The 11,605-nt window shown below is 43.4% G+C and carries 8 protein-coding genes and 1 tRNA gene; all 9 read left to right on the forward strand.

Features of this window, described 5'->3' with window-relative positions; translation table 11 throughout:
• Positions 1 to 100: 100 nt before the first annotated feature.
• The 9 genes from tkt (at position 101) to AC0L46_RS09030 (ending at position 11,561) form a co-directional block, all read left to right on the forward strand.
• Complete coding sequence (gene tkt, locus AC0L46_RS08990; protein WP_473503056.1) at positions 101 to 2,101, forward strand: transketolase; 2,001 nt, start codon at positions 101 to 103, stop codon at positions 2,099 to 2,101.
• Between the two features lie 115 nt (positions 2,102 to 2,216).
• Entirely contained in the window at positions 2,217 to 3,236 is a 1,020-nt protein-coding gene (locus AC0L46_RS08995; protein WP_473503058.1) for a type I glyceraldehyde-3-phosphate dehydrogenase, read from the forward strand.
• A 45-nt stretch (positions 3,237 to 3,281) separates the two neighbouring features.
• Positions 3,282 to 4,445 (forward strand): phosphoglycerate kinase, encoded by a 1,164-nt coding sequence (locus tag AC0L46_RS09000; protein ID WP_414682199.1) that lies wholly within the window; start codon positions 3,282 to 3,284, stop codon positions 4,443 to 4,445.
• A 270-nt stretch (positions 4,446 to 4,715) separates the two neighbouring features.
• Entirely contained in the window at positions 4,716 to 5,783 is a 1,068-nt protein-coding gene (fba, locus tag AC0L46_RS09005) for a class II fructose-bisphosphate aldolase (RefSeq protein ID WP_317005434.1), read from the forward strand.
• Between the two features lie 122 nt (positions 5,784 to 5,905).
• A tRNA-Leu gene (locus tag AC0L46_RS09010) sits at positions 5,906 to 5,990 on the forward strand.
• 189 nt (positions 5,991 to 6,179) lie between these two features.
• Positions 6,180 to 7,271: a substrate-binding domain-containing protein gene (locus tag AC0L46_RS09015; protein ID WP_473503061.1), complete on the forward strand. Its 1,092-nt coding sequence runs from the start codon at positions 6,180 to 6,182 to the stop codon at positions 7,269 to 7,271.
• A complete protein-coding gene (locus AC0L46_RS09020) occupies positions 7,259 to 9,841 on the forward strand; it encodes a hypothetical protein (RefSeq protein ID WP_473503063.1) in 2,583 nt (860 codons plus the stop codon). The genes AC0L46_RS09015 and AC0L46_RS09020 overlap by 13 nt, the downstream gene beginning before the upstream one ends.
• 16 nt (positions 9,842 to 9,857) lie before the next feature.
• Positions 9,858 to 10,553: a 5'-methylthioadenosine/S-adenosylhomocysteine nucleosidase gene (gene mtnN, locus AC0L46_RS09025; RefSeq protein ID WP_414682202.1), complete on the forward strand. Its 696-nt coding sequence runs from the start codon at positions 9,858 to 9,860 to the stop codon at positions 10,551 to 10,553.
• Positions 10,554 to 10,556: 3 nt separating this feature from the next.
• Positions 10,557 to 11,561, forward strand: coding sequence for a hypothetical protein (locus tag AC0L46_RS09030; RefSeq protein ID WP_473503065.1), 1,005 nt, complete (start codon positions 10,557 to 10,559; stop codon positions 11,559 to 11,561).
• Positions 11,562 to 11,605: the final 44 nt, after the last annotated feature.

Consider the following 11,605-nt stretch of genomic DNA (forward strand, 5'->3'; position numbering starts at 1 on the left):
ATTGTTTGGGCATAACGGTGGTGCCAGCATTGCATGGTGGCCCTATTCTGTAGAGAATGTTTTTTCTATTGTTCGTTAAGCTATCAGGAGTGGAAGAACCATGCCGTCTCGTAAACAACTTGCTAACGCCATACGCGCATTAAGTATGGATGCAGTGCAAAAAGCCAATTCAGGTCACCCAGGTGCGCCAATGGGTATGGCCGATATCGCTGAAGTGTTATGGAATGATTTTTTAAAGCACAACCCAAATAACTCAAAATGGGTTGATCGTGACCGCTTTATATTGTCAAACGGCCATGGCTCCATGCTTATTTATTCTCTATTGCATTTGTCTGGCTACAAACTACCTATCGAAGAATTGCAACAATTCCGTCAATTGCATTCTAAAACACCTGGCCACCCAGAATATGGTTATACAGACGGCGTTGAAACAACAACGGGTCCTTTAGGTGCGGGTATCAGTAATGCGGTTGGTATGGCGATCGCTGAGAAAACATTAGCGGCTCAATTTAACCGTGAAGGCCATGAGGTTGTTGATCACAACACCTATTGTTTCCTTGGTGATGGTTGTTTGATGGAAGGTATTTCCCATGAAGCTTGTTCATTAGCCGGCACTTTGGGACTTGGTAAATTGGTCGCGTTTTGGGATGACAATGGTATTTCTATCGATGGTCATGTTGAAGGCTGGTTTACTGACGATACACCTAAGCGTTTTGAATCTTATGGTTGGCATGTAATTGCGGATGTTGATGGTCATGATCCTGTTGCGATTAAAGCAGCGATCGAAGCGGCTAAAGCGGAAACCAGCAAACCTACTCTGATTTGCTGCAAAACAGTGATTGGTTTTGGTTCACCAAACAAATCTGGTAGCCATGATTGTCACGGTGCGCCATTGGGTGACGCTGAAATTGCAGCAGCTCGTGAATTCCTTGAATGGCCACATGCACCTTTTGAAATTCCGGCTGATGTTTACGCTGGCTGGGATGCTAAAGAAGCGGGTTCTGTTCGTGAAGATGAATGGGCAGCGAAGTTCGAGTCGTACAAAGCGGCTTACCCAGAATTGGCGGCCGAATTTGAGCGTCGCGTGATCAATGGTGAATTGCCAGCTGACTTTGAAGCGAAAGCACAAGCTTTCATTCAAGAAAGCCAAGACAAAGGTGAAAACATTGCCAGCCGTAAAGCATCACAAAATGCGATTGGTGCTTTTGGGGCTATCTTACCTGAATTACTGGGTGGCTCTGCTGACCTTGCGGGTTCTAACTTGACGTTATGGTCTGGCTCTAAAGGTATCCAAGATGACGCGGCTGGTAACTATGTTTACTACGGTGTGCGTGAATTTGGTATGAGCGGTATTATGAATGGCGTGTCTTTGCACGGCGGTTTCATTAATTACGGCGCGACTTTCATGATGTTTATGGAATATGCGCGTAATGCGGTTCGTATGTCGGCATTGATGGGCATTCAAAACATCTTCGTTTATACCCATGACTCTATTGGTCAAGGTGAAGATGGTCCAACTCACCAGCCTGTTGAACAGCTTGCTAACTTGCGTATGACGCCAAATATGTCTGTGTGGCGTCCATGTGATGCAGCAGAAACAGCTGTGGCTTGGAAGGCGGCTATCGAGCGTCGTGACGGTCCTACGTCATTGGTTTTCTCTCGCCAAGGTTTACCTGCGCAAGCGCGTACTGCTGAGCAATTAGCGAATGTGGCAAAAGGCGCTTATGTCTTGAAAGATTGCGCTGGCACGCCAGATCTTATTCTGTTGGCAACTGGCTCGGAAGTTGGTTTGGCCGTTGCGTCTGCAGAAGCTTTAACAGAGAAAGGCAAAAAAGTGCGTGTGGTATCTATGCCGTCAACGAATGTGTTTGATGCTCAGGATTCTGCGTACAAAGAGTCTGTTTTACCAAGTGCTGTAACAAAACGCGTTGCTATTGAAGCGGCTCATGCAGATTACTGGTACAAGTATGTTGGCTTTAATGGCGCTATGGTTGCTATGACAACCTTTGGTGAATCTGCCCCTGGCGGTGATTTGCTGAAACACTTCGGCTTTACGGTTGATAATGTTGTCACGACAGCGGAAAAAATCCTAGCCGTTTAAATATTGAATGGCTAATAAGAAAAAGAGGCGGTATTTTGTACGCCTCTTTTTCCTTTTTTATAAGATGAAAAACGGTATTTTTTATCGGTTTTTATTGCGATGAAGTAGTGAGAATATGTTGCGAGTCGCTATTAATGGTTATGGTCGAATAGGGCGCTCGGTCTTAAGAGCACTTTATGAAAACGGCTACCGCGACCACATTCAGGTGGTGGCAATCAACGAATTGTCTGATATTGAGACAATCAGTTATCTTACGCGCTATGACACAACACATGGCCGCTTTCCTCAACCTGTATCGACAAAAGGCAATACACTTCTAATTGGTGATGATGAAATCGCCTGCTTTTCTTGTGCTCAACCTGAAGAATTAGAATGGTCGTCTCTTGACCTTGATATGGTGTTTGAATGCTCTGGAAGTTTCTCGGACAGAGAAGGTGCACAAGCTTATCTAAACGCTGGCGCGCCAAGAATTCTGCTTTCCCAACCTGCGGCATCAGACGTGGATGCAACGATTGTGTATGGCTTTAACCATGAAGAGATACAGTCGAGCCACGGGATTGTTTCTGCCGCGTCTTGCACAACCAATTGCCTGATTCCAGTATTAGATGTTATTAAGCAGTTTGCAGGTGTTGTGCATGGCACAACTCAAACGATTCACTCTGCAATGAATGATCAGCCTGTGATTGATGGTTATCACACGAAAGATTTACGTTTAACCCGTGCTGCGTTGAGTTCGATTATTCCCGTTGATACCGGTTTGGCGAAAGGCATTACTCGAATGATGCCGGAACTAGACGGGAAAATGGGATGTAATGCGGTGCGTGTGCCGACGTTAAATGTCTCCGTGATTGATCTTGTATTACGTACGGATCGAGATGTCACGGTGGCGCAAATAAACCAACAATTAGAACAAGCTTCCAATGGCAAATACGCTGAATTAATGGGTTTTTCTAAAGAAGCACATGCTTCTGTTGATTTTAATCATGATCCACGTTCTGTGATCATTGATAGCACACAGACCCAAGTCATTGATAAGCGTATGGTTAAGTTGCTGTGTTGGTTTGATAATGAATGGGGTTACGCTAATCGAATGCTGGATGTAGCAAAATACTGGGCAAATGTGATTAAAGACTAGTATTTGTATTACAATATAAAAAATTAAATGACGAGGACATCGTACATGACTGTAATGAATATGAAAGATGTGGATTTGACGAACAAGCGCGTATTGATTCGTGAAGATTTAAACGTGCCAGTCAAAGATGGCAAAGTAATGAGCGATGCTCGTATTCGTGCGGCATTGCCAACTATTAAGCTGGCATTAGAAGCAGGCGCTAAAGTGATGGTTATGTCACACCTTGGTCGCCCGACAGAAGGTCAGTACGAGGAAGAATTCTCCCTTCAGCCTGTAGCAGCGTATTTATCTGATTTGCTAGGACAAGAAGTTCCTCTCGTTAAAGACTGGTTGGATGGCGTAGAAGTTGAAGCTGGTCAGCTGGTTTTAGTTGAAAACGTACGTTTCAACTTAGGTGAAAAGAAAGACGATGAAGCCTTGTCTAAGAAAATGGCGGCATTATGTGATGTGTTTGTGATGGATGCATTTGGTACCGCGCACCGCGCGCACGCTTCCACTCATGGCGTAGCGAAGTTTGCACCTATTGCTTGTGCAGGCCCTTTATTAGCGGCAGAGCTTGATGCATTGGGTAAAGCGCTTGATAACCCAGCTCGTCCTTTGGTGGCGGTAGTTGGTGGTTCTAAAGTATCAACAAAGTTAACGGTTTTAGAATCTCTGTCTAAAGTTTGCGATCAATTAATTGTAGGCGGCGGCATTTCTAATACTTTCGTTGCTGCTCGCGGTAACAATGTTGGTATGTCTTTGTACGAAAAAGACCTTATTCCTCAGGCTCAAAAGCTAATGGCGGATCTGGATATTCCTGCAGTGACTGACGTTCGTGTTGGTACGGAATTCTCAGAAACAGCGGTTGCGACTGTTAAGCCTGTAGACCAAGTTGAAGACAACGAAGAAATCATGGACTTAGGTCCAGATTCTGCTCAAGTGATGGCAGATATCTTGAAAAACGCGAAAACCATTCTATGGAACGGCCCATGTGGCGTATTTGAGTTTGATAACTTCTCTAAAGGTACAGAAGTCGTTGCTCAAGCCATTGCAGACAGCGACGCGTTCTCTGTTGCTGGTGGCGGTGATACCTTGGCAGCGATTGATAAGTACGGTTTAGCGGACAAGATTTCTTATATTTCGACGGGTGGTGGTGCTTTTTTAGAGTTTGTTGAAGGAAAAGTGCTTCCAGCTGTTGCGATGTTGGAGTCACGCGCGCAAAATTAGTATTACAAAATGCAAAAATAGCATTCTAAATATATTATAAGGGCGGAAAGCCCAATGACTGGCCTTGTTTGTTGCTCCAAAAAAGCAAACAAGGCCAGCTATTATGAAAACTAGAGAGTGACATATTCGGCGCTAAGATCGAATGAAAATAAGGCGTAAGCCACGTGACTGCTGTGAAGCGGATCATGCAACAGGATGAACTGTTAGCCAACACCCTAACGTCGCCTGTTATAAATACAATATAAGACAAATAGTCAGAGGAAACCTTGTATGCCTTTAATTAGTATGCGTCAACTGCTGGATCATGCTGCTGAGCACAGCTACGGTCTGCCAGCTTTTAATGTGAATAACATGGAACAGGTTAAGGCCATTATGGAAGCCGCCCATGAAGTGAATTCACCTGTTATCATGCAAGCATCGGCTGGTGCTCGTAAATATGCCGGCTCACACTTTTTACGTCACTTGATTGCTGCTGCTATTGAAGACTACCCACACATTCCAGTGGTAATGCATCAGGATCATGGAACCTCTCCTGCTATCTGTCAGCGTTCGATTCAGCTTGGCTTTTCGTCTGTCATGATGGACGGCTCGTTAGAAGCAGATGGTAAAACCCCTGCAAGCTATGAATACAATGTTGATGTGACCCGTCGTACTGTTGAGTTTGCTCACGCATGTGGCGTGTCAGTTGAAGGTGAGTTGGGTTGCCTTGGTTCATTGGAAACCGGTCAAGCGGGCGAGGAAGATGGTGTTGGTGCAGAAGGTATTTTATCGCACGATCAAATGCTGACAGATCCTCAAGAAGCCGTAGATTTCGTTAATGCAACTGGCATTGATGCGCTTGCGGTTGCGATCGGTACAAGTCACGGTGCTTATAAGTTTACACGTCCACCGACTGGCGACATTCTTGATATTGAACGTATCAGCCAAATTGTTGAGCTTCTTCCAAATACGCACATTGTATTGCATGGCTCTTCTTCTGTTCCTCAGGATTGGTTGTCTATTATCAACGAGTTTGGTGGCGACATTCCTGAAACATACGGTGTACCGATTGAAGAAATCGTGAAAGCCATTCGTTACGGTGTTCGTAAAGTGAATATCGATACAGATTTACGTTTGGCAGCAACTGGCGCGATTCGTCGTAGTTTGGCTGAGCACAAAGGGAACTTTGACCCTCGTAAGTATTTAACAGAAAGTATTCGTGCAATGAAGGCTGTTTGTATTGATCGTTACGAAGCGTTTGGTTCTGCTGGTCAGGCTTCTCGCATTCATACGTTCGACCTAGAAGAAATGGCGGTTCGCTACGAGCGTGGTGAATACAATAACGGACGTGTTTTTTAAGCAAATTGTTTAGTTATTGTGCGAGCAAAGGTGAAAGGCAATATTTTTTAAGTTTTTTGATAAATAAGTTAAAAAAACTATTGACCAGAAAATTCATTTACCTATAATGCTCGCCATTCCTTGCGGGAGTGGTGGAATTGGTAGACACGCTGGATTTAGGTTCCAGTGCTTCACGGCGTGAGAGTTCGAGTCTCTCCTTCCGCACCATATTTAAAAAAGCTGACTTTATGTCAGCTTTTTTTTCGTCTGTAATTTGTCTCTACGCTTTTTAAGTCTCAGGATTCGTTTTAAACGAGTGTTTTTTTGCATTTGTTTTTAATTAGTTATTCACGTCCTCACGAAATTTCGCTAATTTGGTTAGAATGACACCTTTATGTGCCTTCATCGGATTGATTCATGCGAAGACTGTGGTTTTTGGTTTTATTTATTTTCTCTGCGTTTTCTGTTCAAGCCTCGAATATGACGCGTGATTTAATGAGCGATGATGTCTTTCAACGATTGATGCCTAGACAAGGTCCTTTGATCGAGCTTTTTACTTCTATTGTTCATTCTCCTCCGGTTTCCATTCTAAGAACTCAAAATAAGCCCATCAGTATTGCGGTGCTACTATTTGGTGAAGCGGACACTTTGGCGAATGAAGCTTTGTTGCTGTCTTTTAAGCAAAGGATGCGAGAGTTAAACATCGATTATCGATTAGATATTTATGTCTCTAATTTAGAGGATGATGGTGATGTCAGCTCTTATATGAAAATTGAGAAGAGCGCGCCAGATTATATTGTGATGACAAAATTAGGGATGGTGCAACGGCGTTTCTTGGAGCGCTTTTTATATGGAAACAAAACCAAAGTGCTTCTGTACGATTTTTCAACACCTTTGACGCATTGGGTGGATCGACCTCCGCTTATGTACATTGGGTTTGATCAAAGACAAGCGGCAAAGCAACTAGCGAGTTATTTAGACCGCCAACTTCCAAAACAGGCAAAAATGTCGGCGTTAGTATTGCCGGATAATTATCTTGGTCACATGCGCTGCGATGCTTTCTTGGATGAGATCACACAACTTGGTCGCACTGTTCATACGATTGATGTTGTTCAGGATTCACAAGAGCAAGCGGCTGAATCAACGAAAGCTTTATTGGCAGAGACTGAGGTCGATTTTATCTTTAGTTGCTCTGCTCATATTTCTGAAGGCGTACTTGCGGCTTTAAAAGAAACGGACAATCAAAGAGTGCAAACTAATGGTTGGGGGCTGACTCAAGAGGGTGTGAGAGGACTTGCTAATCCGAGAATAAAAGCCAGTGTATTGTTTATGAAAGATTACCTATCTGTTGCGCTCGCAGAGGCAATCAAATTGGATCTTGAAGGAAAAAATATGCCGAACCTCTATGTTGCTCGTTCAACCTTGGTGCCTTCAGAATTAGATTTTGACAGTTTACGCTTGATGGTGAGTCAAGCTTACCCATATTCGGTGATGTTATGGCAGAAGTAGTTCCGATTAGTTTACGACATCGCTTGCAGAGTAAAGCTTTCGCTTTATTGTCTGTGATCTTTGCCTGTATGTGTCTGATTGTTTTTTATTTGGTTGTGGTTCTGCATCAGTCTTTCTTGGAAAATAATTTTGTCTCAAGGCATAAATCTGTAGAGCAAGCTTTTAATAATTACCTAGATCGCGCTGAAGATGAAATGCGGCTAATTACTCAAGACCTTTCTTTGAATAATTACACATCAGGACGAGAGCTAGACCTTTTGTTTAGCCATCATGATGCGTTGTTTTTTGGTGAGTTGGACTTCTTTTATATTGAATGGAGTCACGGTCAGCATACGATGGATCCACGAGCGCGTTTATTTACCCAAGCGCACTTTCGCCCTTTGCTTCAAAAAGGGCTGATCAATAAGTGGGTGACGGTTACCACAGAAGATAATTTGGTCTTCTTGATGTATAAGAAAAAAATCGTTTCTGATGAGCAAAGAAATATAGGCTTTTTGTATGGCTTTATTTCACTAAAGGAAAACGTCACCTTTGCAAGTGCGCTACTGAGTAGCGATCAAGTGGCTGCGGTTCGTATCTCCGATAAAACAGGCGGGACAACCCAAGTTTTATTAGAAGAAAACAAAATGGACCTTGAGGGAACAGGAAAGGTTTTGTTTTCCAGTTGGCCTTTGATGTCTTCTGTTCAGGCCGATCTTGAACTAGAAGTGGGTCAGAAAACTAGAGCATTGTCAGGTCTTGTTATGAAAGTGCTGCCTTTTGTTCTAGGCGTTGGCTTTGTGATGCTGGTGTTCTATTTCTTACTTATGTACCAAATCAGACGGTATGTTTTTGTGCCTATTGAGCAGATGGCTTATCGGAGCAACAAGTATTTGTTGCCCTACAAGGAGCTACTTCCATTACAACAAAGAGCCGAAGCAGATAAAACCTTTATTGAGTCGAAAGAGCAACGTTTCCAGCTTCTTACAGAATCGGTGCATTGCGCCATTATTTTTTGTAATGAAGTGACAGAAATAGAAGCAATTAATGCGGAAGCCAGAGAGTTGTTCCCTGACGCGACGAAAGCTCGGACTATTTTTGATTTTATGCCGATTTCTTGTCACCAAAATATTCAAGCAGCATTAAAGGGCGAAGTAGGTGTGAAGTTTGACATCACTTCTGAGGACCAAAGGCGTATTTATAAATGGCAAGCTCACTCTTTTGTCAATGAAAGTAGCTATCAAGGGCTGTTATTAATTGGTCGAGATATGACGAAAGAAATTAGCTTGATCTGGCAGCTAGAACAGCTGCAACCGCTTTCTGTTGCCGCCGAAAAAAGAGTGAATACAGAAGCGATGTTGAGCGAATTAACTTACCTATCTAGGTTGCCACAACACATAACTGCCGCACAGCTTAGGGGCTGGATTGCTTTGTTGACGTCTGTTTTGGACGAGATTGGCAATGTGGATGAAGACGTTACTTACTTGCCGTTTGGTGAGCTTCTTGCCCAAGAAAGTGCTCATGTTGTTAAGGTGATGGGAATTGAAGCCAATAGGATGTTGTTAGACTGTCCATTAGAGGTTGGTGTTCAAGTGGTGGCAGTGAACACCTACTTAAGAAGCTTAATGCGTGTTCTATTTATGATGGTGATGTCAAATGACATGGAGGAGCGACGTCTCGGCATTAAAAGCCGAGGCTCTGATTTTGAGTTAGTTGTCATGCATGACATGGCGTCTCGACCATTGTTTTTCTGGATGATTAAAGCGCTATTAGACTCCTTGGAAGGAGAGAAGAAAGTCTTGCGCCACAATGCATTGCAACTGAATTTCAGGCTGGAAGAGATAGAAACAGCGGATGACTTGACGGCCTTATCGAGTAAATTGTGTGTTGCTTGGGTCGTAAATGATTACCCCAACGTTAGTGTGGTTCAGGAGTCATTGGCTAAATTCGGTGTTTCTGTTGAGAAATATGCTTCCACGGACAGTTTCTTTACTCAAGCCAGCGAAGTCACTAAGTTCGATGTTGTTCTCATCAGTTGTGATCAAGATATGGATTCGCAAAGGAATATGACTGAGGCGCTCAAGCTCAAATACCAAAGAGATAAGCTACCGATTATTTGGCTCAATAGTATTTTCCCCAAATGTGTAGATCCGGATGTTTTTAGTTTAGTGGGATGCCCTTCGGACTATGTTCTACATAAGGCGCTATTGGGAGCAAGTCAGCTTGAAGGCATTATGCCGATTCTCTCTAACAATCAAACGAACTCTTGGGTCATCGTTGGTGGTAGTCGAGTGAGTAAAGCGATCTGGCATGCCGAACTAGAGGCTTATGATCTAGGTGTGCAGTGGTTAGCCGATTTATCGAATTACTCGGCCATGCTTTCTTATCATCCTCAGGCGTCTCTAGTGCTATTAGAGCCTCAACCAAGCTTGTTGTTGCAAGCGATTCAAACCTCGTTTCCTGATGTGCGCTTCTTTTCAGTACAAAGGTGGGATGAAATGCCGGATAATGTGGCTATTTTTGAAATGAAGCAGCCTTATTCAGGTGAGCAGATACGACGATTTACTGAGTACGTGACTCAGGAAGTCTAAACATTAGGAGTAAAGAATGAGTGTAATTGGATTAATTGGCGCCATGGATGAAGAAGTGGCTGTTATTAAAGAATGGATGACAGATGTTCGTGAAGAGAGCATTGCTGGTTGTGACTTTTTTATAGGGCACTTTGAAGGAAAAGATGTTGTTCTATTAAAGTCTGGTATCGGTAAGGTAAACGCGGCGGTGTCTACAACATTATTGTTGTCTCAGTTTAAGCCAGAGTACGTCATCAATATTGGTTCTGCTGGTGGTTATGATCCAGAGCTGCAAGTAGGCGACGTGGTCATTTCAGATCAGGTTGTTCATCATGATGTCGATGTTACTGCGTTTGGTTACGCAATGGGTCAGGTGCCAAATATGCCAGAAACCTATGGGGCTGATGCCTCTTTGATTAGCCAAGCCCAAAAGGCATTTTCAGCGGTAACTGATGTACAAGCTAAAGTAGGTCTGATTGGAACAGGGGACAGTTTTATGAACGACCCTGTGAGAGTTGAAAAAGTACGAGAGACCTTTCCATCATTGGTTGCCGTTGAAATGGAAGCCGCAGCCGTAGCTCAGGTTTGCCATAAATTTGAAGTGCCTTTTGTTGTTGTGCGTTCGTTATCGGATATCGCTGGCAAAGAGTCATCAAAAAGCTTTGAAGAGTACCTAAAAGTGGCAGCGGAAAACTCCTCTTTGATGATTCAAGAAATGTTAAAAGGCAATTAATTGATGCTGCCTTGCAAGGAATGCATTTTATTGGCATGGATGACCGTTTTTTTGTCCAGTCCTGCTTGGTCTGAAGATGCTTTAGAGGCTGTGCCTCTAGAGCAAACTGAGATACAGAGTGACTCCTCTGCCGAAGACGAAATAAAAGATCTGCCTTGGTGGCAAACAACCCATAGTACTGTATCAAGGACAATCGGCAGTTGGTCAAACAACATGGATGCATTTTTATCCGGAAGGCCAAGTTTGTTCTCTTCCGAAAGTCAGGTTCAGATACGTTTTGGTCCGATTTTGGAAGAGGAATCAACAACCGGATTTTTTGATCTGCATGCTCAGTGGGAATTACCGAATACAAAAGATCGACTTCATCTGGTTATTGAATCTAACGGTGATTCATTGACACCGGAAAATGTGAGGAATGAAGCGTCAGAGCAAAATAGCGTGCTTAGTTCAGCATTAGACTCCAGTCTTTCGGCGGCGGTTAGGTTTGTACGCTCTGATTTAGGGGCAGATTTTGACGCAGGTATCTTGCTGGACTTTCCACTTGACCCTTTTGTGCGCCTGCGGTTCAAGCAAGGAACAGATAATACTCGGCTTCGTTGGTGGCAAAAACAGGAAGCATTCGCTTACTATTCTCAAGGTGTTGGTGCTCGCTATGTATTAGGCGTGGATTATAAACAGACGGCGTCGGTGAATTATGGTACTGACTTTAGTTTGGTGTGGTTGGATAAGGAAGGGCTTTTCTATGCACGAGAAAACCTTTTCCTTCATCATATGATTAACGACCGTAATCGACTTAATTATCAGCTGAGCTTTCTGCAATCTGGTGAACGTCAGCTTTCATCTGACTCCTTTCTATATAATCTCCAATACGAACGTTTTTTATACAAGGACTGGTTAATTGGTCAGGTAAAGCCGCAGTTTACCCATGAAGAGGAAGACGATTATGAAGGCGTGTTTTCATTGACTTTATCTCTTGCGATTCTGCTTGGACCAGAATATTTGAACTAATACGGTTCGATCCTCTTTTCTCGTATGCCGGGAAGTCATTAGAT

The organism is Marinomonas sp. 15G6-16 (assembly GCF_055809555.1).

What these genes read in the sequence shown, in the direction of transcription:
- fba (WP_317005434.1), top strand. Translation starts at nt 4,716, where the DNA reads ATGCCTTTAATTAGTATGCGTCAACTGCTGGATCATGCTGCTGAGCAC.
- AC0L46_RS08995 (WP_473503058.1), top strand. Translation starts at nt 2,217, where the DNA reads ATGTTGCGAGTCGCTATTAATGGTTATGGTCGAATAGGGCGCTCGGTC.
- AC0L46_RS09020 (WP_473503063.1), top strand. Translation starts at nt 7,259, where the DNA reads ATGGCAGAAGTAGTTCCGATTAGTTTACGACATCGCTTGCAGAGTAAA.
- AC0L46_RS09000 (WP_414682199.1), top strand. Translation starts at nt 3,282, where the DNA reads ATGACTGTAATGAATATGAAAGATGTGGATTTGACGAACAAGCGCGTA.
- tkt (WP_473503056.1), top strand. Translation starts at nt 101, where the DNA reads ATGCCGTCTCGTAAACAACTTGCTAACGCCATACGCGCATTAAGTATG.
- mtnN (WP_414682202.1), top strand. Translation starts at nt 9,858, where the DNA reads ATGAGTGTAATTGGATTAATTGGCGCCATGGATGAAGAAGTGGCTGTT.
- AC0L46_RS09015 (WP_473503061.1), top strand. Translation starts at nt 6,180, where the DNA reads ATGCGAAGACTGTGGTTTTTGGTTTTATTTATTTTCTCTGCGTTTTCT.
- AC0L46_RS09030 (WP_473503065.1), top strand. Translation starts at nt 10,557, where the DNA reads ATGCTGCCTTGCAAGGAATGCATTTTATTGGCATGGATGACCGTTTTT.